The organism is Sulfitobacter sabulilitoris (genome assembly GCF_005887615.1).
In the GTDB taxonomy this organism is placed as follows: Bacteria; Pseudomonadota; Alphaproteobacteria; order Rhodobacterales; family Rhodobacteraceae; genus Sulfitobacter_E; species Sulfitobacter_E sabulilitoris.
This window is the reverse complement of sequence record NZ_VANS01000002.1, coordinates 319,896-345,808: the sequence shown is the minus strand read 5'-3', so window position 1 is coordinate 345,808 and position 25,913 is coordinate 319,896. Positions and strand designations below refer to the sequence as shown.

Below are 25,913 nucleotides of genomic sequence, written 5' to 3'. Positions count from 1 at the left end.
AGAACAAGTCAGGTGTTCATGGAGTCAAAGAAGTCAGAGTTTGTTTTGGTCTGCTTCAGTTTCGAGATCAGGAACTCGATAGCATCTGTCGTACCCATCGGGTTCAGGATGCGCCGCAGGACAAATGTTTTTTGCAGGTCGATCTTGTCCACCAGCAAATCCTCTTTCCGCGTGCCGGACTTGAGGATGTCGATGGCCGGGAACACGCGCTTGTCCGCAATCTTGCGATCCAGAACGATCTCGGAGTTGCCGGTGCCTTTGAATTCCTCAAAGATGACCTCGTCCATCCGGCTGCCCGTGTCGATCAAGGCGGTCGCGATGATTGTCAGCGATCCACCTTCCTCGATGTTCCGCGCGGCACCAAAGAACCGCTTGGGGCGTTGCAGGGCGTTGGCATCCACACCACCGGTCAGCACCTTGCCGGATGACGGAACGACCGTGTTGAAAGCGCGACCGAGGCGCGTAATCGAATCAAGCAAGATGACGACATCGCGCTTGTGCTCAACCAGGCGTTTCGCTTTTTCGATTACCATTTCGGACACCGCGACGTGGCGGGTCGCAGGTTCGTCAAAGGTCGAGGAGACGACCTCGCCTTTCACCGACCTTTGCATGTCGGTCACCTCTTCCGGGCGCTCGTCGATCAAAAGGACGATCAGGTAACACTCGGGGTGATTTTTCTCGATGGAGTTTGCGATGTTTTGCAAAAGCACGGTTTTACCCGTACGCGGCGGCGCCACGATCAGGCAACGCTGGCCTTTGCCGATCGGCGATACCAGGTCGATGATCCGGGCGGAGCGGTCCTTGATCGTCGGATCGTCGACTTCCATCGTCAGACGCTCGTCCGGATACAGCGGCGTCAGGTTTTCAAAGGCGACTTTATGTTTGGCCTGTTCGGGTTCTTCAAAGTTGATCTTGCTGACGCCGATCAAGGCAAAATAGCGCTCGCTGTCGTCAGGGGCCTTGATCAGGCCGTCAATCGTGTCACCGGTGCGCAAGGAATACTGCCGGATCATTTCCGGCGAGACATAGATGTCATCGGGCCCCGGCAGATAGTTCGCCTCGGGCGAGCGCAGAAAGCCAAAGCCGTCCTGCAAAACTTCGAGAACGCCGTCACCGAAGATTTCCCAGCCTTCATCCGCGCGTTCGCGCAGGATCTGGAACATCATGTCGCCCTTGCGCATCGTCGAGGCGTTCTCGATCTCAAGCTCTTCCGCCATTGCCAGAAGGTCCTTGGGGCTTTTCGCCTTGAGGTCGGCAAGGTTCAGCGTCTCGATGGTGTCGGAGCCGTCAGCCGCGGTCGGTGCGTCGATTGAGATGTCAGTTGTCATTGGAAAACCTTTGCCGGCCCCACGCATGTTGCATGGACTGGACGTGTCATTTGAAATTCGGGTCTGCGCCATCCCCGGACGGGGTGGTGACGTCGGACATAAGCCGCGCAGGCGTGCGAGTCAATCTGCCTAGAACTTGACCACCACGGACAGGACGATCAGCACCATCAGAAGCGTTGGCACTTCGTTCATCATCCGGTACTGGCGGCCCGTCAGGGAATTTTCACCACGGGCAAACCCACGGCGGCGACCCGCCAGCCACATATGAAACGCCGTCATTGCGATCACGCCTGCGGCCTTTGTCCAAGGCCAGACAAGCGACCAATCGACCACCCCGGGTATGCCGACCAACAGGATTCCAAAGATCCAGGTCGCAATCATCGCCGGGTTCATGATCACGCGCAGCAGCTTCATCTCCATTGTCTGGAACAGCGCGTGTGTCGTACCGTCGAGACCGACCTGTTCAGCATGATAGACAAACAGTCTTGGCAGGTAAAACAGCCCGGCCATCCATGCGATGACGGCCATGATATGCAGGGCCTTGATCCAGGGGTAAGCGGTAAAGAGTAAATCGGTCATAGCAGGCTCCGGACGGGTCCGCCCTCCTTAATATAAATAAAGAAAGATAAAAGGATGATGATGTAGTTAGGGATTGGAAATTCTGTGGATTAATGGGTTCCACCTGTAGTTATCCAGATGTTGACAACTGATCGTTCAAACCGGCCCCATGATCATAAAGAATAATAATTTATATTTAAGTCAATGCCTTACATAGATAAGTCTTGGTTTCCATGTGGATAAATCTGGTGATTGTTCAGGAACTTTGGAATTTTCCCCACGGGTCGTGTTGTCCTTTTACCCATTGGGACAGAAACCGGCAAACCCGGTGGAGGCGCGCGGTTGTGCCCGGGTTGTGTTGCGCCCGGATTTTACGCAAAAGAAATCCCTAACGAATTCTTAATCCTACGCACAAGGTTATCCACATGCCTCTGATCCTTGCCTCCGGTTCTGAAATCCGGGCCCAGATGTTGCGTCAGGCCGGGGTCCAGTTTTCGGTGGTCACGGCGAGGATCGACGAGGATATGATCCGCGAAGCGTTGCTGGCGGAAGATGCGAAACCGCGCGACATCGCCGATGCGTTGGCTGAAATGAAAGCCCGCAAGGTCAGCGACAAGCATCCTGACGCGCTGGTTCTGGGGTGTGATCAAGTTCTGGACCACAAGGGCGCGCTACTGTCGAAACCAACCTCGCCCGGCGATGCGATCGAACAGCTCAAGATGATGCGCGGCGATCAGCACATTTTGTTGTCGGCAGCCGTGATATTTGAGAACGGCAAACCGATCTGGCGTCATGTCGGTCAGGTCCGTCTGAGGATGCGCGACGCTTCGGACCAGTATATCGAGGAGTATGTCGCGCGAAACTGGGACAGCATCCGCCACAGTGTCGGTGCCTACAAGCTTGAAGAAGAGGGGGTGCGCCTGTTCACCCGGATCGAAGGGGATTACTTTAACGTATTGGGTATGCCACTTTTGGAACTGCTGTCATACCTGACACTGCGCGGAGACCTGCAACAATGACTGCCCAGAAGATACCATTGGCCGGCGTCATCGGATCGCCGATTTCGCATTCGAAATCGCCGCAGTTGCACGGCCATTGGCTCAAGACACACGGATTGCCGGGATACTACATTCCGATGGACGTGTCGTCGGACAACCTGCGCCAGGTCATCACGACACTTCCGAAAATGGGCTTTGTTGGCGTCAATATCACGATACCTCACAAGGAAGCGGTTCTGGGCCTTGCAGATATCGTGACGGACCGCGCGACCCTGATCGGTGCGGCCAACACGTTGATCTTTCGCAAGGACGGTAAGATTCAGGCGGACAATACGGATGGGTACGGATTTATCGAGAATCTGAAATCCGGCGCACCCGACTGGATACCGACACAGGGACCGGCAGCGATTTTAGGGGCCGGAGGCGCCGCACGCGCAGTGATCGCATCCTTGCTTGACGCAGGCGTGCCGGAAATACTGCTGTCCAACCGGACCCGCGTTCGCGCCGAAAAGCTGAAGTCGGATTTCGGGAACCGGGTCCAGGTCGTGGATTGGGTCCAGGCCGGCAATATCCTCGAAGAGGTCGCATTGGTCGTGAACACGTCATCGCTGGGCATGATCGGCAAGCCGGAAATGCGCGTCCCGCTTGACGGTTTGCGCGCGGGAACGGTTGTGACCGATCTTGTCTACACACCGTTGAAAACCCGGCTTTTGACCACGGCCGAGGACCTGGGCTGTGTCACGGTCGATGGTTTGGGGATGCTGCTTCACCAGGCGGTTCCTGCCTTTGAGCGGTGGTTCGGCGTCAGGCCGACGGTAGACAGCGCGACGCGTGCGGCGGCGTTGCGCTGATGTTCAAACTTGGGCTCACCGGATCCATCGGGATGGGAAAATCGACAACGGCAAAGATGTTTGCCGGATTTGGGTGCGACGTCTGGGATGCAGATGCGGCCGTTCACCGGATGTACGGACCCGGGGGCGATGCCGTCGGGCCAATGAAAAAGGCGTTTCCATCGGCGATCGACGGCGACACTGTCTCGCGTGACCGCCTGCGCCAGATCATCGCCGATGATCCCGCGACCCTCAAGCGGATAGAAGCGATCGTGCATCCGCTTGTCGCGCAGGACCGCGCGTATTTCCTGGCCACGGCAACATCCGACATCGCGGTTCTGGATATTCCGTTGCTGTTCGAAACCGGTGGCGATGCGGAGATGGATGCCACCGCCTGCGTCACCGTCTCGGAGGATGAGCAAGAGCGCCGTGTGCTGGATCGCGGCAACATGACCCCGGAGCAGTTTCAGCAGATCAAGGCCAAGCAGATGCCCGCCAGCGAGAAATGCGCCCGTGCGGATTTCGTCATTGAAACCGATACGCTTGAACACGCTCGCGCACAGGTTAGAAACGTGGTCGAAATCATTCGAAGAAGGCTGGCCGATGCGTGAAATCGTTCTTGATACCGAAACGACTGGCTTCGACCCGGAATCCGGCGACCGGATCGTCGAAATCGGAGCGGTCGAATTGATGGGTCATATGGCCACGGGCCGCACGTTTCACAAGTATATCAACCCCGAACGCAGCATGCCGGATGAGGCGTTTCAGGTGCACGGGCTGGGCGACGATTTCCTGCGCGACAAACCCAAGTTCGCCGAAGTGGGGGCCGAGTTTCTCGAATTCATCGGCACATCGAAGCTTATTATCCATAACGCGGCTTTCGACATCAAATTCCTGAATGCCGAACTGCGCTGGATGAACCTGCCGCAGATTCCATGGGAACAGGCGATCGACACTCTGGCCATAGCGCGCAAACGGTTTCCCGGATCGCCCGCGTCGCTGGATGCGCTGTGCCGCCGTTTCAACATCGACAACGCGTCGCGTACGCTGCACGGCGCACTTTTGGACAGTGAAATTCTGGCCGAAGTGTATCTGGAACTGATCGGCGGCCGCCAACCTGATTTCGGCCTTTCGGCCAAACAGGAACGTTCTGCCGATGATATTTCGGGTGACTGGACGCCGAAACCGCGCCCGACGCCCCTGCCCTCGCGTCTGAGCGAGGAGGAAGCCGCCGCCCATGCCGAATTCGTCAAACGGCTGGGCGACGACGCGCTTTGGCTCAAGAGCTGAGGATCAGGCGTCTGCCTTGGGCGGTGTTTCCGATTGGCGGCGCGCGATCTCGTTGCGGTAAAGCGACAGGAAATCGATGTTTTCAAGGTTCAGCGGCGGGAAACCCCCGTCACGGGTGATGTCGCTGACAACGCGGCGCAGGAACGGAAAGATCATGCGCGGACATTCGATCAGCAGGAAGGGATGCAGCTGGTCCTCGGGGACCTGCTCGATGCTGAAAATGCCGACATAATCGATTTCCAAAACGAACAGCGTGGCATCGCCGTCCTTGGCCTTGGACGTGACCTTGAGCTTGATCGCCGTCTCGTACTGGTTTTCGGTCGCGCGCTTTTTCGCGTCAAGATTGACCTGAACCTGCACGTCGGGAGTGACATCGGCGGGCGCACCCTTTTGCGCCATGATGTTTTCGAAGGACATATCGCGAATGAACTGTCCCAGCACGCGCATCTGCGGTGCCTGTTGTTGTCCTTGCGGTTGGGCAGCGGCTTGATCGTCGGCCATGGTTTACTCCTGGGATGAAAAAATCTTGGAAGTCGTACCAGCTTGGCAAGGCGTACTCAATGCTTGGTCCAGCCAGACGGTTCGCCGGGCGTCCGCGTGTCCTCACGGACCTCGTGATAGTCGCCATCGATGATGTCGTCGCGCTGTTCGGGCCGGGTTGAATGCCCCTGCCGGGTCTGCGCCGAGAAGCCTTGCACGTTGATCCGGCTGCGCACGGCCTTGAAGACGGCGGATCGCACCTGCGGGCTCAGGAGCGCAAACCCCACGGCGTCGGTGAAAAACCCCGGTGTCAGCAGCAAAGCGCCGGAAAACAGGATCATCGCACCATGCACCAGCGGTTCGGTCGGGTCGCGCATTTCGTTGAACGACGATTTCAGTTGCCCTATGGCCATCACACCCTGTGTTCGCACCAGCCAAGTGCCCAAAACGGCGGTGACGACGACCGTGAAAAGGGTCCAGCCAAGGCCGATCACACTGCCGATTTGGATGAACAATGTGATCTCGATCAGCGGTACGACAAGAAAAGCGACTAACAGCCACATATGCGGCACTCCTTTCGACTGACCCGGAGTGGACTTGGGCGGGTCGAGCCCCTACATAAGTCTTCTAGTAACGTGTTTCCATGCTTTGCCTGAAACGAGGTCCCTATGAATTCGCCCCTGATCCAGCTTTTGGTGCTGGCCGGCATCGCCGTTTTTCTGATCCTGCGTCTGAAAAACGTGTTGGGCACGCGCGAAGGTTATGAAAAGACGCCGGTGTCGACGACGACGACGGAACGCCGAGGAAGGCCCGAATTCGACGTGATCGAAGGCGGACCCGACCTTGATATCGTCGATCATGTCGATGCCGACAGCGACGCCGCCAAAGCGCTTGCCGACATGAAGCGGATAGAGCCGTCATTCAACGTGACCGAATTTCTGACCGGCGCGCGCGGCGCCTACGAGATGATCGTCATGGGCTACGAGCGCGGCGAATTGTCCGAAATCCAGCCGTTCCTGTCGGAGGAAGTCTATGAGAGCTTTGTCGACGGCGTGGCCGCCCGCGAGGACCAGGGCCTGACCATCGAGGCGGAATTCATCGGCGTGCGGGAGATGAAACTGGTCAACGCCACGCTTGATCCCGAAACCAACGAGGCGGAACTTACCCTGTCCTATGTTGCCGAGTTGAGGTCCGCCGTGCGCAACGCGGATGGTGAGATCATCGAGGGCAGCCTGTCGGAAGTGAAGCGCCAGAAAGACACATGGGCGTTTTCGCGCATCATGGGATCGGATGATCCGAATTGGTTCCTGGTATCTACAGACGCATAAGGCGCGCGGCGCTGGTCGCTGTCGCAGCGGGGTCAATCGCAATGGCAAATAACGCCATGGCCGACGTCCGCTACGAGGTTCTGTCGTTCGAAAAGCTTGACGGCTGGGAGGATGACGACCACGCCGCCGCCTTGGCGGTTTTTCGCAACACCTGCCAGGATATGGACGACCCGGATTGGCGCGCGCTCTGTGCCTATGCGACGTCCGATCCCGATCCGAAATCCTTTTTCGAATTGCTGTTCCGCCCGATCTTGATCGATGACGGGTCAGAGGCGATGTTCACCGGCTATTTCGAACCGGAACTCGACGGCTCCCTGTCGCCCTCGCCTCGCTACGCCCATCCTGTCTATGCCATGCCGCCTGAGGCAAAGGAAATTTCGCCATGGTTGACCCGTCAGCAAATTCTGGACGGCGACGCGATGACGGGGCGCGGTTTGGAAATTGCCTGGGTCGATGACCCGGTCGAACTTTTCTTCTTGCAAATTCAAGGATCTGGCCGGATCAGATTGCCGGACGGGCGTTCCATTCGGGTCGGGTATGCCGGGGCGAATGGGCAGCCCTATCGATCGGTCGGGGTCGAATTGGTGCGGCGCGGCGTGTACGAACCGCACCAGGTCAGCGCACAGGTGATCAAGAACTGGGTGCGGCGCAATCCCGATGACGGGGCGCGGCTTTTGTATCACAACCCGTCCTATGTCTTCTTTCGGGAGGTCAGCGAAGTGCCTGCCGACAAGGGACCGCTTGGCGCGATGAACAGGTCTATCACGACACTGCGTACCGTCGCGGTTGACCCTGCGTTCGTGCCCTTGGGTGCACCGGTCTGGATCGAGAAAGACGGCAAAGGGCCTTTGCGCCGTTTGATGATCGCGCAGGATACCGGCTCTGCCATCAAGGGATCGCAGCGGGCGGACATCTTTTTCGGTACGGGCGATCGCGCGGGTCGCGCGGCCGGACGTCTGCGCGATCCGGGGCGGATGATCGTTCTGATGCCAATTCAGCGCGCCTTTGCCCTGCTGTCCGAGGACGGGTGATGAAGCGTCGCCGCCTTGCCCCGGAAGAGATCGATCTCTGGCGTCGCGTCACGGAGCAGACGGAGCGCCTCGATCCCGTCAGGTCCTTCGACCCCGAAACGCCGCCCGGTGCTCAATCTGCTCCACGGCCACGCCGGAACGAACCGGTCTTTCCGCACAAACCGGCACCGCGCCGCGCGTCGCATGACCTGGTGCCCACACTTCAGGATCGGCTGAATTCCGCGCCGGTGCAGATGGATCAAAAGGCCTTTGGCCGGATGAAACGCGGCAAGCTGGTGCCGGAAGGGCGCATCGATCTGCATGGTATGACGATCGATCGTGCGCATCCGGCGCTGACGCGGTTCATCCTGTCGTCCCACAGCCAAGGCAAACGATTGGTGCTGGTGATCACTGGCAAGGGAAAATCGCGCGATTCCGGCGGCCCGATCCCGGTGCGCCACGGTGTCTTGCGCCACCAGGTGCCGCAATGGCTGTCGATGGCGCCGTTGGGCCCGCTGGTGCTGCAGATTTCGCCGGCGCATATCAGCCACGGAGGCGGCGGCGCCTACTACGTTTACCTGCGGCGATCGCGCTAGGCCAACACGAGGCATCGCTGATAGCGCAGGATGCCTAGACAGGCGAGCGCCCCGGCCAGCAGGTAATAGATGCCAATCGCCACCATCTGATCCGGGAAATCAATCCCGGCATCGATCAGCGCGCCGGTGATGCCGGGCCCGATGGCGGATCCGAACACCATTATCGCCGCCGCGATCGCCTTGATCGCACCCAGGTGCCGCGTACCGTAGAATTCGGCCCAGAAAGCCGCCGGCGCAGTCGCCTGCATACCTTGGCCGACACCGAAGATGACCATGCCTAGGCCGGCCACCGCAATCGAGTCGGCATAGGCCAGTACAAAGAAGGAAACGGCAAAGGGCAGCATCTGAACCGGGACAACCCATTTGACGCCGAAGCGGTCTATCGCCCAGCCGGACACGAAGGTGAAGACCACCGCGGCCACGGTAAAAAGCGGCATCAGCGCCACGAAAGACACAAGCGACCAGCCTTTGACTTCGGTCAGGTGCACCTGCTGAAAGAACAATGCCGTACCCCAGGCCGCCGGCCCCAGCACCATGGGCACCATCAACCAGAACAGACCGCTGCGCAGCAATTGCGCACGTGTCCAGTGATGGCCGTTCATGCCTGCAACCTGATTGGTGCGGGCCATGGATTGCGGCGTGCGTTCATGTTGCAGCAGTCGGCGCATCACGGGGATGGTCAAAAGCACGATGATCGCGGCCAGAACCCAAAGACTGCGCCAGTGAAAGGTCGCAAAGAGGGCGACAAACAACACCGGCAGCGTGGCCTGTCCCGCCGCGAACCCCATGGAGGACAGCGACAACGCCCGGCCGCGCGCGGCCACGAACCAGCGTGCCATCGCCACCGATCCCAGTTGCGACATCATCCCCTGCCCCGTCAGGCGCAGCGCATAGATCACAAAGACCAAAACGATCCAGTTGGGAACCGCCGCCATCGCAAGGCAGGCGACGGCCAGCGCCAGCATCACGACAAGCGACAGTTCGCGCACCCGAAACCTGTCGGTCAGCGCGCCCGCCCAGATCATCGTGATCGCCGAAAGCGTGGTCCCGACTGTATAGATTCCGCCCCACTGCCCATCCGACAGGTTGAACGTGCCGCGGATTTCGCCCGCGAAGATCGAGATGAAGTAGGTCTGCCCGTAAGACGACGTGAGTGTCAGCAGAAAGCCCGCCAACAGAAACAGCCGATTGTCGATCACGAAGCGAAGATAACCCATGCCCCTCATTCACAGGGACATGGGCCAAAGAAAACCCCTAAAGAACGTAGCGCGACAGGTCGGTCGAGCGCGTCAACGCCCCAAGGTTCTTCTCGACGAAATCCGCATCGACCGAAATTTCCTCACCGCCGCGGTCGGGCGCATTGAACGACAGCTCCTCGAACACACGCTCCATCACGGTATAGAGCCGCCTCGCGCCGATATTTTCGACCGACTGGTTCACGTCCGCCGCGATCTTGGCCAGCGCCGCGATCCCTTCGGGCGTAAAGCTGACCTTGACCTCTTCGGTTTGCATCAAGGCGGTATATTGCAGTGTCAACGCGTTATCCGTCTCGGTCAGGATACGCACGAAATCGTCCTCTGTCAGCGCGCGCAGCTCAACCCGAATGGGCAGACGTCCCTGCAATTCGGGCAACAGGTCGGACGGCTTGGCGATGTGAAACGCCCCCGAGGCGATGAACAGGATGTGGTCGGTCTTGACGGGCCCATGCTTGGTGCTGACGATCGTCCCTTCGATCAGGGGCAGAAGATCGCGCTGCACGCCTTCACGGCTGACGTCGCCACCGCGTGCATCCGACCGGGCGCAGACCTTGTCGATCTCGTCCAGGAACACGATTCCGTTCTGCTCCACCGCTTCGATGGCGTTTCGCGTCACGGTTTCGTCGTCCAACAGCTTGTCGGCCTCCTCCCCGATCAGAACCTCGTAGCTTTCGGCGACCGAAAGACGCTTTTTCGTCTTGCGCCCGCCCATGGCTTTGCCAAACAGGTCGCCCAGGTTAAGCATGCCCATGCCGCCCTGCTGACCGGGAATATCCATCATCGGAAACGGGCTTGAGGTATCGGCCACCTCGAGGTCAATCATGGTGTTGTCCAGCTCGCCCGACTTCAGCTTCTTGCGAAACATCTCGCGGGTGCCTTCACGGGCGTCTTCGCCCGCAATGGCATCGATCACGCGCTCCTCGGCGGCCTCGTGAGCGTTGGTCTTGACGTCTTCGCGCATCTGATCGCGCACCATCGCGATGGCGGTATCGACCAGATCGCGCACGATCTGTTCAACGTCGCGGCCGACATAACCGACCTCGGTGAATTTCGTCGCCTCGACCTTGATGAACGGCGCGCGGGCCAATTTCGCCAAACGGCGGCTGATTTCGGTTTTGCCCACCCCCGTGGGTCCAATCATCAGGATATTCTTGGGATAGACCTCTTCGCGCAGGTCGTCCGACAGTTGCTTGCGGCGCCAGCGGTTGCGAAGGGCCACGGCCACGGCGCGCTTTGCGTCTTTCTGGCCGATGATGAAGCGGTCCAGCTCGCTCACGATTTCGCGGGGGGTCAGATCGGTCATGTGCTGATTTTCTCCACCGTAAGGTTTCCATTGGTATAGACGCAGATATCTGCGGCAATCGCCATCGCGTCGCGGGCCACGCCTTCGGCGTCGCGGTCGCTGTCCATCATGCCGCGCGCCGCGGCCAGTGCATAGTTCCCGCCTGACCCGATCGCGGCAATCGCGTGTTCCGGCTCGAGCACGTCGCCCGCCCCGGTAATCACCAAAAGATCGGCCCCGTCGGTCACGATCAGCATCGCTTCCAGTTTTTGCAGGTACTTGTCAGTGCGCCAGTCCTTGGCCAATTCAACGCTGGCCCGCTGCAACTGACCGGGAAAGCTCTCAAGCTTTGCCTCAAGCCGTTCCAGCAGGGTGAAGGCGTCGGCGGTCGAACCGGCAAAACCTGCGATCACGTCGTAACCGCCGGGCGACAAGCGGCGCACCTTTCGGGCGGTGCCCTTGATCACGGTTTGGCCAAGGCTGACCTGGCCGTCACCTGCGATCACGACCTCGCCGCCCTTTTTGACGCCGATGATCGTCGTCCCGTGCCATCCGGGAAATTCTTGCTTGGCCATTGGGTATCTCCTTGTCGTAGCTTCTCTATATGGCCCCGCCCCGCCCGGTCACAAGGGCAACCCCTTGTGACGCCGCCATCCTGTCGGTAGCGTTCTGCATATGACCGATCAAGCAACCCTTCGATTTCACCTCGAAGACGGCCTGCGCCAGAGCGCGGCGGCGGGCGAGCATAACTTCATCGCCAAGATCGCGCAGATCGCGCAGCGCGCCGGGATGGACGTCGAATATTCCAAGACACCGCCGCGTGCCGACGGTGCGTATACGCTGACCCATATGAACCAGCCGCCCGATGCAAAGGGGCTGATGTTTCGACGGGTCTATCACTATCCCTTCTGGCAAATCGAACAGACGGCAGCGCGCTGGGCGTGGGATGTCGCGCGCGCCGACTTTGCACCGGACACGATCGACCCGGACACGGCCGCGCGGTTTCATGCGTACTGGCAAAAGCGATTGTTCGGGGATGCGCCGCAGTCTTGCACACAAGATGGCTATGTCTATGTTCCGCTGCAGGGCCGGCTGTCGGAACACCGGTCGTTTCAGTCGCGTAGTCCCTTTGCGATGATCGAAGCCTGCCTTGAGCACGATCCGAACCGTCACATCGTCGCAACCCTGCACCCCAAGGAAACATACTCCCAGGCGGATCTGGCCATGCTGGAGCGGCTGGAGTTGTCCTTCCCGCGGCTCAGCGTTCGCATGGGCGGGATGGAGGAGTTGCTGCGCGGCTGCGACTACGTGGTGACCCAGAATTCAAGCGCGGCCTTTTTCGGCAATTTCTTTGCCAAGCCCGCGATCCTGTTTGCACAGATCGATTTTCATCACATCGCACTCAAGGCGCAAGACGAGGATCTGAAACCGCTGTTTGAAGCGGCCCCGACCTACAAGCCTGATTTCGCGCGCTACGTCTGGTGGTTCTGGCAAGATCAATCCATCAATGCCGGTCGCCCCGACGCAGAGGACAAGATCCTGGCACGTTTGCGTCGGTTCGGGTGGCCCCTCTGACGACAAAGGGCGCCCCGAAAGGACGCCCCCTTGATCTTGAAATTTGCCAGTCGCGCTTAGATCGAATCCTCGATCCAGCTCTGAAGCGCCGCCTTCGGCTTGGCGCCGGCCATGTTCGACACGACCTGACCGTCCTTGAAGATGAACAGCGCCGGAATGCCGCGCACGCCCATCTGCGCAGGTGAATTGGGGTTCTCGTCAACGTTGACTTTGACGATCTTCACTTTGCCGTCCATTTCGGCCGACAGCTCTTCGAGCGATGGGCCGATCTGCTTGCAGGGGCCGCACCATTCGGCCCAGAAATCCACCACGACGGGGATATCGGAATTTTTGACTTCGGCGTCGAACGTGGCGTCGGTGACTGCGACGGTGGCCATGATGCTCTCCTGACAGCTGTGATTAGAGCGCGAACCTAAGAACCTCGCCCGGCTTCGTCAAGGTCGGGCGTCATGCGCAGGGCCGCATTCACCAGATCGTGCGAAAGCGGCATCAGCGTGGCGTCACGGGTCCACAAAATCGACGTTTCGATCCGTTTGCCGGGATAGATCTGCGCCAGCGCATGGGCATATGCGCCCATCTGGCGCAGCAATCCTTCGGGGCACTGCGCCGCCGATCCGGGCACGGTGCGGTTGGTTTTGAAATCAACGGCCAGAACCCGTGTGTCGGTCACGATCAGGCGGTCGACGATCCCATGCAGGCGGCTCTCGCCCCAGGCGGCGCTGATCGGCACTTCGGCCATCGTGCCCGGTGCGAACAGATCGGCCAGCGCAGGCGCGGACGCCACCGACATCGCTTCCTCGGCGGCGCGCCGGGCGGTGTCATCCGCAGCGCCCGCAGGGTGCAACGCGGCAAGGATCGTGGGCCAATCCGCCGGATCGCGCCCGCCCAGATGTTCAAGGTAAAAGTGCACGAGCGAGCCATAGCGTTTCGCCGTGTCCTCGTCTTCGCCCTGATCGCCCGGCAGTGCCTTGGCGCCGCCCAGATCGGAGGGTGACACCGTTTTGGACCGGTCAGCAGGCGCAGGTGCTGCGCGCGAAAACAGCTCCGGCAGGGTAGCATCGTGCCTTGGCGGAACCGAAACCGATGCCATCTCCAGGTCGTCCCAGTCGCCCTCCTGCAGGCGCAGGCCCGGCGATCCGTCGAACATCTGCTCCGTCGCGCCCGACTGCAGCAGCGCGGCCTGAACCATCTGATACCAACTGCTGCCATCGTTCGACAGATCGCCCGCGGCAGCGACGATCAGCCATTTTTCCGCCCGTGTCAGCGCCACGTACAAAAGCCGCAGCCTTTCGTCGTGTTGCGCGTCCTTCATTTTGTCGATGGCGTCGCGCATCGTGTCCGGCATGTCGTCGGCGTTTGCCTTCCAGACCGGCGTGCCGTTCAGGCTGACGATCTCGTCCTTGATCTGAATGTCGCGTTTGCCCGTGTCGGGCAGAATGACGATGGGTGCCTCCAGCCCTTTGGCGCCATGCACCGTCATCACCCGGATCTGGTCGGACGCGCTGTCAATCTGGCGCTTGATGTCCAGATCGTCGGTTTCCATCCACACCAGAAACCCGGTCAGGCTCGGCACGGCGCTGCGCTCATAGGCGAGGGCCTGGCTGAGCAAGGCATTGATCCCGTCCTCCGCTTCGGGCCCAAGACGCGACAACAGCCTCGCCCGCCCACCGTGCCGGGTCAGGATCCGCTCGATCAGATCGTAGGGGCGCAGAAAGTCGGTGTTGGCACGCAGATCGCGCAGGATCGTGATCGTATCGGGAAAATCGGCACCGCGTTGGCGCAGCGCTTGCCAAAGGTGTGGCTGCGTGCGCCGGTGCGCCAGATCGAACAGCGCCTGTTCAGTCCACCCGAACAGCGGCGATTTCAATGCCGTGGCGAGAGACAGGCTGTCTTCCGGCGTGGCAAGGAACGACAGCAGCGCACCCAGATCCTTGACCGCCAGTTCCGCTCCGACCTTGAGCCGATCCGCACCGGCAATCGGCAACTGATGCGCCTTGCAGGCGCGGATGATCTCGGCAAAAAGCTCGGATCGACGTTGCACCAGGATCAGAACGTCGCCTGCCCGCACAGGGCGTCTGACAAAGCTTCCGGGCGTTGGCCCGTCAACCGGAACGGTCTGGCCGGTATCGATCATCCTCTTGATGTTGCAGGCGATCTGGTTGGCAAGCAGTACGGTATGGTGCCGTGCGCTGCGCCGATCAACCGGGTCTGACCACAGGCGGTCGTCATCGTCATCCTGCTTGTCCACCACTGGCCACAGATCTACCCGTCCGGGCAGGTCCGCCTTGAATGCCACGTGCAGTGCGTCCTTGGCAAAGCCCGCCTGTATCCGGTTGTCGAACGTCGCATCCACCAGCCGCAGGATGGCGGAGGACGAGCGGAACGAATGGTCCAGCGTGCTGTCCTGAAACACATGGCCGGCCGCGGTCAGCTTGGTATCGAATTCCGCCTGCATGCGGTCGAATTCGCGTGGATCGGCACCCTGAAAGGAATAGATCGACTGTTTCTTGTCGCCGACCACGAACAGCGTACGCGCCACGTTGCTGCGCGCGCCCTCACCGCTTGAAAACTCGGCGGCAAGCTTGCGGATCACGTCCCACTGCGCCGGGCTGGTGTCTTGCGCCTCGTCCACCAGGATATGATCGATGCCGCCGTCGATCCGGAACAACACCCAGGCCGCGACGCGCGGATCGGTCAAAAGCTGTCGCGCCTTGAGGATCAGATCGTCGAAATCCAGCCAGCCGCGGATCAGTTTTTCATGTTCGTACAACGGCACGAACCGCGCGGCGAACCGATGGAGCGCGTAAGTCTTGCGCGCCGCCAGCAATGCCAAACGTGGCTGGCGGGCCTCCTCGACCCGTTGCATCAAATCGTTCAGCAAGGGCAGATCGTCGGCAATGACCTTTTGCGTCGGCTTGGTCGGAAACCCGCCAATTTTCGCGGCAAACGGCGCCTTGGCCTTGGCGCCGTTCAGGAAGACACCCTCAAGCACGGGCAGCGCCGCGTAATCGATCGTCCGAAGGGTCCGCAATTTCTCTGCTGCCTTGCCGTCGTTGCCGCCCTTGGTCAGCATCGGCGGGACAATGCGCGCGATCATCTCCGCCTCGCCACCCTGGAAAACGCCGCGCTCTATCCGCTCTGCGCTCAGATCGGTGGGCTGGCCGAACAGCGCAAGACACGCGGCCCAATCGACCGGGTTCGCAAATGCCTCTCGCTGTCCGACGATGGCGCGCGTGAGCTTGCCAAGTTCCTCGCCGGTGAAATGCGTGGCAATTCCCGCGACGACGCCCGAGTCGGCGCCATCGGCCATCCGGTCCACGATCTCTTCGCGCAAGAGATCCGCGGCGCGATCCTCGATTTCGGTAAACTGCGGGCTGACGCCTGCCTCCAGGGGAAAGCGCCGAAGGAGCGACGCGCAGAACGAATGAATGGTCTGGATCTTGAGCCCGCCGGGCGTTTCGATCGCACGCGCGAACAGTGTTCTGGCCGCGCGCAGGTTTGCGTCATCCAGCTGCCCTTCGGCCCCCAATTGAACCAACGCATCGCGCAGCGCGTCCTGGCCCAGCATCGCCCATTCGCCCAGGCGGCGGAACAGACGGTTCTGCATCTCCGACGCAGCCGCCTTGGTGTATGTCAGGCACAGAATGTGCTGCGGCTCGACGCCGTCTAGCAGCAGGCGCGCGACCCGGTCGGTCAACACGCGGGTTTTGCCCGACCCCGCGTTGGCCGCCAGCCACGTAGAGACATCTGGCCGCGCGGCGTCGACTTGTCTTTGGGTGGCCGCATCGCGTTGGATCATGTCAAATCCTCTGGATACGCATCCTGTGTCGCGTCCCATTCCCCAAAGCGCGCCAACTGATCATAGTCGCTGCCATAGCGGTCCTGCTGCATCATCCGTCGGGCGGTAAACCCCTGTTCAGGGCTGAGGTAGGCGGCGATCAGGCTGCGAAGTTCGGCCAGCACCTCGCGCGGGGGCTCATCCTCAAGCGGTGCGTCAACCTCTACCGGTTTGGAGCCCAGACCGACAAAAGTGGCGCGTGCGACATGCAACGGCCCGATCTTTTCAAAAGCGCCCTCTTCGATCATCGCGGCCATGATTAGAAGCTGCTTGTCGAACTTGGCCTGTTCGGGCGCGCTTGGCGGTGTTCCAGTCTTGTAGTCATAGATCATCGCATCGCCATAGTCGGTCCGGTCGATCCGGTCTGCGCGGGCCGTCAGGGTGAACCCCAGATCCGGCAAGGTCAGCTTGCCCCTTGCGTCATCCTCGAAAGCGATCGGTTTCGCTTGGGCCTGTCGCTCTGCCTCGCGCGCAATGAACCAGTCAGCCACCCGTTCAATCCGCGCGCGCCACATCGCCCGCGCCGCGGGCCACGGCGCATCCTGTGCCAGGGCGTCGTCGGCGATGCGCATCAGGGTCGTGGCCGTCAATTGCGCCGGGTCGTCGGTGACGGTCTTGATAAAGCGTTCCATGATGTCATGCACGAGATTGCCGCGCATCGCGGCATCGGGCCCCTGCACCAGCGGCCCCATTTTGGACAGGCGCAGCGTATGCTTGGCGTAGATCGCAAAGGGGTCGCGGATCAGGCGTTTGATTTCCGTCACCGAAAGCGCGTCGGGCCGCGCGGCGACCGGGGGGCGGGGCGACGGGCGGCGCGCGGGTTTGACGCGGACGGTCTGCTCCAGCCTGGCGGCACGGCCGAGCCACTGATCGCCACGTGCCGTCATAGCGTCCCAGGCGTGTTGCCCGCCCTGCTTTGGCAAGCCACGCATCAGGTTTTCCAGCCGATTCAGCCATCGCGACGGTACGGTTTCCGCATCGTCGGAGCGGATCGAGCGTGTCAGCCAGACCTCGGGCGCCGCGACCGCCTGTTGGTAGTCGTGGGCCGACAAGCCGATGCGACGTTCGGGCAGCAGCAACCCGGCGGTTTGCCGCATGGCGCGGTTCAGCCAAGGGTCCGGCTTGGGCGCTTCGGGCCATGTGCCGTCGTTCAGCCCGCCCAGGATCACCAGATCGGCACCCTGAACACGTGCTTCCAGCGTGCCCCAGATCATGACATCGGGGTGCGGTGCATCGCGGTCCCGGACCTCGCCTTGCGACAGCAGCGCCCCCACGAGATCGGCGTAATCGGCAGCGGTCATGGATCCGCCATGCGGGGCCTCATCCTGCAACGATTGCAGTGTCGCGCGCGCCTTTTCACCCGCCTGCATCTTCCAAAGCTCGCCCGTGGTATCAGCGTCGGGACCGGCCGACAAAGCCTCCGCCAATCGCAGGTGTGCGTCGACCCAATGGCCTAGCGGCCGCTCGCCGGGAACCATCCGGTCGCACAGCAGATCGCCGACCCAAGCGGCCCAGGTCGACATCACCGCACGCTCGCCCTCGTCCGTGGCCGATTTCAGGGCCAGCCGCGCGAGACCTTCGGCATCCGGATAGGGAAGCCCGTCGCGGCGGATTCGCAGTTCAAGCCGCTGCGTGTTGAGTTGGTGCAGGTTTCGATCCGCGCCGCTGTGCGTCAGAGGATGTTTCAACAGCGTCAGAAATGCCTCGGCATCCAGTCTGCGCACAAAAAGCCCGGCAACATGCCGCAGGAAACGCCCCGGCGGCGTCAGTTGCAGAGGCGTGCCAGCACTGTCGTCCGGCAGGATGTCCCACCGGTCCAGCGCCGATGTAACCTGCCGGGTGAGCATCCTGTCAGGTGTGATCAGGGCGGCGGCCTGTCCGTTTTCCACCGCGTGCCGCAACCGCATCGCGATGGTCAGCGCCTCGACCCGTGGGGTTTCGGCCCGGACAAGCGTGATCGCGGCGGTTGCGCGGTCCAGATTTCGCAGGCGCGTCCCCTCGGTCATCCAGGCATCCGTCACCGGCGCAGGACGCAACGATAGCGATACCAACGCATTGCGGGGCGCCGATGGCGGCGGCGTGTCGTGCCAGACCTCGACCTGGTCCGCGCCAAGGTCAAGCGCACGCATCAGCGCATGAAAGCGGTATTGGGGATGATCCTCTGACAGCATTGCATCGTCGAGATCGGACCAGATCGCAGCGGGCATGTCGAAATCGAACCCCGGCAGAACCAATGCGCCCTGCGGCAACCGCGCCACTGCCTGCATCAACATCTGGGTCGTCCCCCGCGACCCAGTCGATCCCGCAAGGATGATGGGATCGTGCGGCGGGTTGTCCCGCCATTCGCCGACGATCGCCTCGACCAACCGACGCTGGCGGGTTTCGGGGTCAGGCGCCAGCGCCGTCTGGTCGATGTAGGTCTGCGCAATCGAGATGAAACTTTGCGCGCGCTGCCAATGGCCTGATTGATCCGTCACGTCCAGATTGGCGATGTCCTCCGCCGCGACGCCCTCGCCCTGCATTTCGTCCATCAGGCCCGCCAGGCTGTCCGCCAGATCATACAAGGAAGCTCGTGGCGCGAGGTCCGGCTGCTGATCCAGAAGTTGCGAAATCAGCTTGATCAGTTCAAGGCGTCGCCGCAAAGGCGATAGCGCCGGGAGCAATGCGCCCGTCGGGGCCAGCACCGCAAGATCGGTGATCAACCGGATGCGCGGCAGCAAAAGCGCCGGGCCGTCGTCAAACAACATACGCAGGCGTCGCGCCATGCGTTCGGTATTCACGATGACCTGAACCCGTGCCATTGCCTCGGGGGGCTGGCCCGCCATTCGCGCCGTCAATCCATCCACCAGCGCGCGGGGAAAATCCACACCGGGCGCAAGCCCGAAGACGCGCGGGGTGGCGCCGCGATCAAACATCGTGGGCGGCCAGAAGAGTTTCGGCCTGCGCAATACCGCCGGGGTGGCCCACATCGCACCACCTGCCGGTGTAGGCGAGGCCGTGAAGCGTGCGATCTGCCAACATGAGGTCCCAAAGCAAGTTCAGCGAAAATGCGGTCTCTTGTATGTCGTGCAACATATCGGTCTTGATGATCTGCACGCCGCCGTAGATCATCCCCGCACCGCGCGACAGTGTTCCATCGTCGTGCAGCGTGAAATCGCCCTGCCCGGCGTATCCTTTGGCCAGGTCAGGCTGGATCAGCATCAGCAGCCCATCCATGACGTCGGGTCGCCAGGCGCTTGCCAACGCCGCCAGCGGGTTCGGACCCGCCCAAATCGCATCGGTGTTCATCGTGTACACCGGCCCCTGCCCCAGCAGCGGCAACGCATTGCGCAACCCGCCACCCGTCTCGAGGATGTCGGGCGCTTCGATAATGGTGGCCACCCCCTGCGGCATCAGGTGATCGACCAGCATTTGCGGCTTGTAGTGCAGGTTGGCGACGATCGGACCGGATGCAACGCCCTTGGCCAATGCCAGCGCGTGATCGATCAGCGGGCGCCCCCCAACCGGGACCATCGGCTTGGGCATATCCGCCGTCAACGGGCGCATCCGCGTGCCGAAGCCTGCGGCGAACATCAGGACAGATGTGGGATGGTCGCGCATCTGGATTTCAATCTCTCTCGGATCTCGGGGGTCGGGCGCGGCAGATCACGCAGGATCGGTTCTGCTAGCGATGCCAGCATTGGATGCGACAGATTGGTTTCGACGTGTCCCCAGACGCGGGGAAGCAGATCGACGTAATGCGCCTTGCCGTCGCGCAGGCAGAGGCGGGCGAACACGCCCAGTATGCGCAGGTTGCGTTGCAGGCCAAGCAGCGCGTAATCCTTGCCGAACCGCACGGGATCAAGACCGCGCGCGGATACGTACCGCGCGATCATCATGGCTTCGATTTCGGGGGAGACATCGCGACGCGCGTCTTGCAGGACCGAAACCAGGTCATAGGCAGGATTGCCCGACATCGCATCCTGGAAATCCAGCAACCCGACGCGGGCAATTCCCTGCCGTTCCGGCAGCCACAGCAGGTTTTCCGCATGGAAATCGCGCAGGATCAAAACCTGTCGCTGGTGATCCAGTGCGACCAGATGGTCGCGAAACATCCGCGAGAATTCGGTTGCGGCGGCGTTCGGCGGATCGCCGGCACTGCCATTGCGATACCAGCCATAGGCGAGACCCGACAGGTCGGCCATCACCGCCGCGTCATAGGCGGGCACCTTGGGCACGGGGGCATCGTGCAGGGCGACAAGCACATCGACGGCTGCGGAATACAGCGGCACTTGCGCCCCGGGATCGGTGGCCATGACCCGCGCGAACAGGTCGTCGCCCAGGTCTTCGATCAATAGAAATCCCTGCGCCGGGTCCGCGGCCAGAAGGTTTGGCGCGCTTAATCCCTGCGCGCGGAGGTGGCCCGCGATGGCGAGGAAAGGACGCACGTCTTCGCCCTTGTTCGCCGGTGCATCCATCAGCACCGCGCTGCTGCCGTCGGATCGGATCAACCGGTCGTACCGGCGGTTCGATGCGTCGCCCGCCAGCAGCGACACCTTCGCATCCGTCCAGCCCGCGGATCCGATGAAATCACGCGCCATTGCCCGCCTGTCCGTCATGGCGTCCATTTCTTCAATCTCTCGCTCCACGTCCGATCGCACCCTGTCACCTGCATCCGGCGGTCCGTGTCATCTGCACCCGGATCCAGCGAAATGTCGAGCGCATCGTCCGGTCGCAGATCACCCAGCCTGTCGGGCCATTCGATGAGACAGATCGCGGTGTCGAACGCATCCGCGATGCCAAGCTCTTCGATTTCGTGCACCGAACCCACGCGATACAGATCGGCGTGCCAAAGCGGCCCCTGCGTCGTGTCATAGGTCTGGACCAGCGTGAATGTCGGCGACGGGACATCTTCGGGAACGGTCAGGATGGACTGGATCAGCGCACGGGCGAAGTGCGTTTTTCCGGCCCCGACACCGCCTGTCAAAAGCACCGTATCTCCGGGGGCCAAAAGCCGCGCGAGACTCCGGGCCATTGCCGCGGTGGCCTCTGCCGAAGCAAGATCGAATGTGCGCGAACATCGGTGCATGGGCGGCAAGGTATCGCGCTGGGCAGAGGCCGCAAGCGGATTAATCCAAGGTCTCAGGCTTCGGTGGCCGAAACCGGTCGTTGATGTCTTGAACCGGGCGCGCCGACCTGAAACCGGACCATCGATGCCGCCGCGGCGAGAGGTATCACATGGCACTCGAGCGAGCACCCATCCGACCGCCGGACGCTGGTGTGAAATGCGTCGCGGTCTCCGACGCTCATCACGCAATGCCCGATCGTGGTCATATCCGTCCCCGGTGCGCATTGTTTTTGCCAATCGCGCAGCGAATCCTGTATCGTCACATCGGCAAAGCTGTTGTCGGGATCGAGCCCCCAAAGCCTGCGATAGGCGGCATTGCAGAAGGTGACGATGCCCGTTGCCGAGAAGACGACCAATGCGTCCTCCAAAGTGTCGATCAGGGACTGGCCTATCTCGAGTTCAGCCCTAAAATTGCGGGTCACTGACATTTCGGCGGTGATGTCCTCGATAAGGAACGCGATGGCCCCGTCGGGATGCGGCCGGCCCTTGACCTTGTAGGTCTGACCGGTCTCCAGCGTCCAGGTGTCCTGATACCGCCCGTCCGCGGCCGCGGCGATGACTTCGGCGATTTCCTGACGCCAGTGCGTATAGTTCTTCGGTTCCGGCATGCGCCGATTTTCCCGCATCCAATCGAAAAACGCGGTCAGGGTCGGGCGTGCACTCAGGAAATCGGCAGGTAGATCCGTCAGGTCGATCAAGGCCGGATTGAACAGGACAAGCTGGCGATTGCGGTCAAAGATCGCGAGGCCGATGGACAGTTGCGCAAAAGTCTTCGCGAGGGTCTGAACGAAATTGCGCTGCGCGATTTCGGCTTCGACCACGGGGTTGATATTCGCGGCATGAAAGACGGTCGTCCCGCCTACGGTCCGGGCACGGACATCATACCAGTCACGCTCGCCGTCATGCTCTGACGGGGTCGAAACGCGACGGGTAGACAGGGTTTGCGGCTGCTCCGCAAAGGGTTGGAAAACGGGGTGATCAGGTTTCGGCGCGTCGCCAAATATCGAGCGGTATAGCCTGTCATATGCTTCGTTGTGCCAAACCACATGGCCTGTCGCCTCGGTCTGCCAGACCGGATGTGGGCTCGTTTCGCTGGCCAGTCGCAGGTGCCTCAATTCATCGTCTTTCGCCCTGGGCAATCCCGGCGGGCTGGTACGGGCCGGGATGGCGGTCTGACGCTGAACCTGCGCGTGCGTGACGTCACCGTTGCGGGTGATCCACAGGTCGCAGCGGTCGCCGTTTGCGCCCGCCTCGAGCGCAACCGATTGGTTCGGCGGTCCGCTCATGTAGGTTTCGAGATCGGGGAACCGGGGTTCGAGCGCCTGTGCCATCGAGGTCCAGTCGTCGCGTCCAGCGCTCAGGCCCAAGGCCTGTTCGGCGAAGTTTGACGCGTGGTGCAGCGCGCTGCCGTGAAACACGAATGCGATATCGCAGTCATCCTCAATATGATTTATCGCGGGGGCCGCAACGCCTTTCGTCAGCCACCAAAGCGCAACCAACGCGCTGATACAGGCAGACAGCCCGGCAACGGCCCAATCCAGCGGCAGCATCTGACACCCTCTTTCGTTGCGCAGAACCGGAATGACCCCGCCGAGTCAACGAGAGCGTGAAATTGGTTAATTTGTGATTAATCCTGGCTGAACAGCGGGGTTTGACCGGTGGATACGGTCAAGGAAACGCGATCCGGGTGTTTGCACCGGAAGGAACCGGCGTATCCCCCTGCCGCGCGTCGATCTTGGAGCGCGGCCAGACGACTTCGACGATGGCGCCGATGTGCCGATTTGGCACGACGTTCAGGGTCAGGTGCTCCGATCCGTTGACGAAGGTCAGTTCGGCGCCCGACCGCTCCAACAGGGTCTTGGCGATGAAAAGACCAAGGCCCATGCCTTCGTATTCGGGTCTTGCCTTGCGGTCGGCGGGCGCGCGGCGGCGGCGCATGAACGGATCGCCGATGCGACCCAATAGATGCGGCGGAAACCCGCGCCCATCGTCAACGATCCTCAGCGAAACGGTGCTATCGGTCCACTTCACTTCGATCCAGACGGTCGAACGCGAAAAATCCACGGCATTCTGAACGAGGTTTCGCAAGCCGTGAATGATCTCGGGTTTGCGCAGGATGGCGGGTTGATGTTTCTCGTCCTCGCCTGTGGGTTCTGAGATGAAATGCACCTCCTTGCCCCGCATCATATGCGGTTCGGCGGCCTCTTGGATCACCGCCATCAATGGCGCCTGTCGCAGGTGTAGGTCGTCCTTGCCCGCGCGGCCCATGTCACGCAGAATATCGCGGCACCTGTCGGCTTGTTCGCGGATCAGCTCTGCATCCTCGCGCAGCTCCGGATAGTCGGTCAGCTCTTCGGCGAGTTCCGCGCTGGCCAGTTTGATGGTCGCCAGCGGTGTTCCCAATTCATGCGCGGCGGCGGCGACCACGCCGCCCAGATCGGTCAGCTTCTGTTCGCGGGCCAGCGCCATTTGCGTCGCCGACAATGCGTCCGACATGCCGTGAATCTCCGACGTGACCCGCAGCGAATAGGCGCTGATGAACACGATCGCGATGATCAGGGCGATCCAGTTGCCAAACACAAAAAGCTCCGGGATCTGAAGGATGTCGCCAGTGTCCGTGCGCAAGGGGAAGTGGAACTGCGACAAGAGAGTGACAAGCAGGATCGCCGCCCCGCCCAGCACGACCGTTGACCGCAGGGTCAGCACCGCCGCCGAAATCGTCACCGGCCCAAGCAACAGCAACGCAAAGGGATTATGCAGCCCGCCTGTCAGGAACAGCAGAAACCCAAGTTGCAAAAGGTCGAAAAGAACCAGCAGCATGTTTTCGGTTTCAGACAGCCGCTTGTTTTCGGGAAAGACGAAAATTGCCACCAGGTTCGCGATGACCGACGCGCCCACCGCCAGATAGCACAAGCCCAGTTCCAGTTGCAGCCCGTAGAAATGCTGCGCCACGGTGATCGCCGTCAACTGGCCCGCGATGGCGAACCACCGCAGCAGGATCATCGTGCGCAGACGGATCCAGTTGGCGCGGGTGTGCCCGCTGAACGGTCTGACGTCGGTATCGGCCATCGGGGCACCATTCGTGGGTTGCATAAAAGCACAGCGCATTTAGATCTGCCGTGAACCAGTCTTAACATGTGTCATCCAGGAAGATTTTCAAAGCCATGCGTAATATTGCCATCGTCGCCGCGGCCGTCGCCGCCATCTTTCTGGCCGGACTTTGGTTTTTCACTCAAAGCCCCAAAACAGGCGATCAGTTCGCGCAATGCCGCGCCGGTCAGGTGGCCGGTGGTGCCGGTGCCATCGGAGGACCGTTCGAGTTGATTGACGCCGAGGGTCGGACCGTGACCGACACGGATGTGATCACCGAACCGGCGATCCTGTATTTCGGGTACACCTTCTGTCCCGATATCTGCCCGCTGGATGTGGCGCGCAACGTCTCGGCCGTCGATATCCTGGCGGAGCGGGGTCATTCGGTGACGCCGGTCTTCATCTCGATCGATCCGGAACGCGACACGCCCGAGGTGGTGGGCGATTTCGCCGCGAACATGCATGAGAAGATGATCGGTCTGACCGGCACGCCGGAACAGGTAAAGGCCGCAAGCGCCGCGTTTCGCACATACTACAGCGCGCAGCCAGCGGACGACGACTATTACCTCGTCGATCATTCGACCTTCAGTTACCTGGTGCTTCCCGAACACGGGTTCGTCGAATTTTTCCGCCGCGAGGTTACGCCACAGCAGATGGCCGACACCGTTGCGTGCTTTGTCGGTCAGTCGGGTCAATAAGGCCACGGACGCCAAGAAAATTTGACCCCGGCATGGTGCCGCCACATATTGAAGCGCGGGGTCGGCGACACGACCCTCTCAGGAAAGGCGGCACATGTCACAGCAAGAGCTTCTTGAACTAGGATCCGACCGGTCGCTGTTGCTTGTCGATGACGACGAGCCGTTTTTGCGGCGTCTGGCCAAAGCCATGGAAAAACGCGGTTTCGACGTTGAAAGCGCCGGATCGGTTGCCGCTGGTCGGGCGATTGCGACGGCCCGTCCGCCAGCCTACGCAGTCGTCGATCTGCGGCTCGAGGATGGAAACGGTCTGGACGTGGTCGAAGTTCTGCGCGAGCGTCGCCCCGATGCGCGGGTCGTCGTACTGACGGGATACGGTGCGATCGCGACCGCTGTCGCCGCGGTAAAGATCGGCGCGACCGACTACCTTTCGAAACCGGCGGACGCCACGGATATCATCAATGCGCTTCTAGCCAATGGCGAGGCGCTGCCCCCTCCTCCGGAAAACCCGATGAGCGCGGATCGCGTGCGGTGGGAACACATTCAGCGGGTCTACGAGCTTTGCGATCGCAACGTGTCCGAGACGGCGCGCCGGTTGAACATGCATCGCCGGACATTGCAGCGGATCCTGGCCAAGCGCAGCCCCCGCTGA

25 protein-coding genes are annotated in these 25,913 nt (G+C 61.3%); 10 read left to right on the top strand and 15 right to left on the bottom strand.

Going from position 1 to position 25,913, the window contains the following annotated elements; all coding sequences use genetic code 11:
- Window positions 1-8: 8 nt before the first annotated feature.
- Both rho and hemJ read right to left on the bottom strand, forming a co-directional pair.
- Complete coding sequence (rho, locus tag FDT80_RS10010) at window positions 9-1,328, bottom strand: transcription termination factor Rho (RefSeq protein WP_138662143.1); 1,320 nt, start codon at window positions 1,326-1,328, stop codon at window positions 9-11.
- 129 nt (window positions 1,329-1,457) lie between these two features.
- Window positions 1,458-1,907 carry a protoporphyrinogen oxidase HemJ gene (hemJ, locus tag FDT80_RS10005; RefSeq protein ID WP_138662142.1) on the bottom strand — a complete coding sequence of 150 codons (450 nt, stop codon included), beginning with the start codon at window positions 1,905-1,907 and terminating at the stop codon, window positions 1,458-1,460.
- Window positions 1,908-2,311: 404 nt separating this feature from the next.
- On the opposite strand from hemJ, the gene FDT80_RS10000 reads away from it, so the two are divergent.
- Genes FDT80_RS10000 through dnaQ form a run of 4 tightly spaced genes read left to right on the top strand, consistent with a single transcriptional unit; the run spans window position 2,312 to window position 5,004 of the window.
- Window positions 2,312-2,905: a Maf family protein gene (locus tag FDT80_RS10000; protein WP_138662141.1), complete on the top strand. Its 594-nt coding sequence runs from the start codon at window positions 2,312-2,314 to the stop codon at window positions 2,903-2,905.
- Window positions 2,902-3,735 carry a shikimate dehydrogenase gene (locus tag FDT80_RS09995; RefSeq protein WP_138662140.1) on the top strand — a complete coding sequence of 278 codons (834 nt, stop codon included), beginning with the start codon at window positions 2,902-2,904 and terminating at the stop codon, window positions 3,733-3,735. Before FDT80_RS10000 ends, FDT80_RS09995 begins: the two co-directional genes overlap by 4 nt.
- Window positions 3,732-4,325: a dephospho-CoA kinase gene (gene coaE / locus FDT80_RS09990; protein WP_138662569.1), complete on the top strand. Its 594-nt coding sequence runs from the start codon at window positions 3,732-3,734 to the stop codon at window positions 4,323-4,325. Before FDT80_RS09995 ends, coaE begins: the two co-directional genes overlap by 4 nt.
- On the top strand, window positions 4,318-5,004 hold the full coding sequence (gene dnaQ, locus FDT80_RS09985; RefSeq protein WP_138662139.1) for a DNA polymerase III subunit epsilon: 687 nt from the start codon (window positions 4,318-4,320) through the stop codon (window positions 5,002-5,004). Before coaE ends, dnaQ begins: the two co-directional genes overlap by 8 nt.
- Before the next feature lie 3 nt (window positions 5,005-5,007).
- Here the strand turns inward: dnaQ and secB are convergent, their stop codons facing one another.
- Window positions 5,008-5,505 carry a protein-export chaperone SecB gene (secB, locus tag FDT80_RS09980; protein ID WP_138662138.1) on the bottom strand — a complete coding sequence of 166 codons (498 nt, stop codon included), beginning with the start codon at window positions 5,503-5,505 and terminating at the stop codon, window positions 5,008-5,010.
- 56 nt (window positions 5,506-5,561) lie between these two features.
- Entirely contained in the window at window positions 5,562-6,047 is a 486-nt protein-coding gene (locus FDT80_RS09975; protein ID WP_138662137.1) for an FxsA family protein, read from the bottom strand.
- 105 nt (window positions 6,048-6,152) lie between these two features.
- On the opposite strand from FDT80_RS09975, the gene FDT80_RS09970 reads away from it, so the two are divergent.
- Genes FDT80_RS09970 through FDT80_RS09960 form a run of 3 tightly spaced genes read left to right on the top strand, consistent with a single transcriptional unit; the run spans window position 6,153 to window position 8,418 of the window.
- Entirely contained in the window at window positions 6,153-6,812 is a 660-nt protein-coding gene (locus FDT80_RS09970; protein ID WP_138662136.1) for a Tim44/TimA family putative adaptor protein, read from the top strand.
- A gap of 41 nt (window positions 6,813-6,853) precedes the next feature.
- A complete protein-coding gene (gene mltA, locus FDT80_RS09965) occupies window positions 6,854-7,843 on the top strand; it encodes a murein transglycosylase A (RefSeq protein WP_170311841.1) in 990 nt (329 codons plus the stop codon).
- Window positions 7,843-8,418, top strand: coding sequence for a Smr/MutS family protein (locus FDT80_RS09960; RefSeq protein ID WP_138662135.1), 576 nt, complete (start codon window positions 7,843-7,845; stop codon window positions 8,416-8,418). The genes mltA and FDT80_RS09960 overlap by 1 nt, the downstream gene beginning before the upstream one ends.
- Here the strand turns inward: FDT80_RS09960 and FDT80_RS09955 are convergent.
- From FDT80_RS09955 to hslV, 3 genes are read right to left on the bottom strand one after another with little or no spacing between them, the layout of a single operon-like run.
- Window positions 8,415-9,635 (bottom strand): MFS transporter, encoded by a 1,221-nt coding sequence (locus FDT80_RS09955; protein ID WP_138662134.1) that lies wholly within the window; start codon window positions 9,633-9,635, stop codon window positions 8,415-8,417. The two genes, FDT80_RS09960 and FDT80_RS09955, sit on opposite strands and share 4 nt — an antisense overlap.
- Window positions 9,636-9,672: 37 nt before the next feature.
- The gene (gene hslU / locus FDT80_RS09950) at window positions 9,673-10,977 is read right to left on the bottom strand and encodes an ATP-dependent protease ATPase subunit HslU (protein WP_138662133.1); all 1,305 of its coding nucleotides are present in this window, start codon (window positions 10,975-10,977) and stop codon (window positions 9,673-9,675) included.
- Window positions 10,974-11,531 (bottom strand): ATP-dependent protease subunit HslV, encoded by a 558-nt coding sequence (gene hslV, locus FDT80_RS09945; protein ID WP_138662132.1) that lies wholly within the window; start codon window positions 11,529-11,531, stop codon window positions 10,974-10,976. The genes hslU and hslV overlap by 4 nt, the downstream gene beginning before the upstream one ends.
- Window positions 11,532-11,631: 100 nt before the next feature.
- On the opposite strand from hslV, the gene FDT80_RS09940 reads away from it, so the two are divergent.
- Complete coding sequence (locus FDT80_RS09940) at window positions 11,632-12,531, top strand: hypothetical protein (protein ID WP_138662131.1); 900 nt, start codon at window positions 11,632-11,634, stop codon at window positions 12,529-12,531.
- A gap of 56 nt (window positions 12,532-12,587) precedes the next feature.
- Here the strand turns inward: FDT80_RS09940 and trxA are convergent, their stop codons facing one another.
- The 8 genes from trxA to regB form a co-directional block, all read right to left on the bottom strand.
- Window positions 12,588-12,908 (bottom strand): thioredoxin, encoded by a 321-nt coding sequence (gene trxA / locus FDT80_RS09935; protein WP_138662130.1) that lies wholly within the window; start codon window positions 12,906-12,908, stop codon window positions 12,588-12,590.
- Between the two features lie 35 nt (window positions 12,909-12,943).
- On the bottom strand, window positions 12,944-16,330 hold the full coding sequence (gene addA / locus FDT80_RS09930) for a double-strand break repair helicase AddA (protein ID WP_138662129.1): 3,387 nt from the start codon (window positions 16,328-16,330) through the stop codon (window positions 12,944-12,946).
- The gene (gene addB / locus FDT80_RS09925) at window positions 16,327-19,284 is read right to left on the bottom strand and encodes a double-strand break repair protein AddB (RefSeq protein WP_138662128.1); all 2,958 of its coding nucleotides are present in this window, start codon (window positions 19,282-19,284) and stop codon (window positions 16,327-16,329) included. Before addB ends, addA begins: the two co-directional genes overlap by 4 nt.
- Window positions 19,277-19,969 (bottom strand): nucleotidyltransferase family protein, encoded by a 693-nt coding sequence (locus FDT80_RS09920; RefSeq protein ID WP_138662127.1) that lies wholly within the window; start codon window positions 19,967-19,969, stop codon window positions 19,277-19,279. The genes addB and FDT80_RS09920 overlap by 8 nt, the downstream gene beginning before the upstream one ends.
- Window positions 19,942-20,967, bottom strand: coding sequence for an aminoglycoside phosphotransferase family protein (locus tag FDT80_RS09915; RefSeq protein WP_138662567.1), 1,026 nt, complete (start codon window positions 20,965-20,967; stop codon window positions 19,942-19,944). The genes FDT80_RS09920 and FDT80_RS09915 overlap by 28 nt, the downstream gene beginning before the upstream one ends.
- On the bottom strand, window positions 20,964-21,383 hold the full coding sequence (gene tsaE, locus FDT80_RS09910; protein ID WP_342777645.1) for a tRNA (adenosine(37)-N6)-threonylcarbamoyltransferase complex ATPase subunit type 1 TsaE: 420 nt from the start codon (window positions 21,381-21,383) through the stop codon (window positions 20,964-20,966). Before tsaE ends, FDT80_RS09915 begins: the two co-directional genes overlap by 4 nt.
- A 107-nt stretch (window positions 21,384-21,490) precedes the next feature.
- A complete protein-coding gene (locus FDT80_RS09905) occupies window positions 21,491-23,026 on the bottom strand; it encodes a PAS-domain containing protein (protein ID WP_138662125.1) in 1,536 nt (511 codons plus the stop codon).
- A gap of 118 nt (window positions 23,027-23,144) precedes the next feature.
- On the bottom strand, window positions 23,145-24,545 hold the full coding sequence (gene regB, locus FDT80_RS09900; protein ID WP_138662566.1) for a sensor histidine kinase RegB: 1,401 nt from the start codon (window positions 24,543-24,545) through the stop codon (window positions 23,145-23,147).
- A gap of 95 nt (window positions 24,546-24,640) precedes the next feature.
- Between regB and FDT80_RS09895 the strand changes: the two genes are divergently transcribed.
- Window positions 24,641-25,264: an SCO family protein gene (locus FDT80_RS09895; RefSeq protein WP_138662124.1), complete on the top strand. Its 624-nt coding sequence runs from the start codon at window positions 24,641-24,643 to the stop codon at window positions 25,262-25,264.
- A gap of 94 nt (window positions 25,265-25,358) precedes the next feature.
- Window positions 25,359-25,913, top strand: coding sequence for an ActR/PrrA/RegA family redox response regulator transcription factor (locus tag FDT80_RS09890; RefSeq protein ID WP_138662123.1), 555 nt, complete (start codon window positions 25,359-25,361; stop codon window positions 25,911-25,913).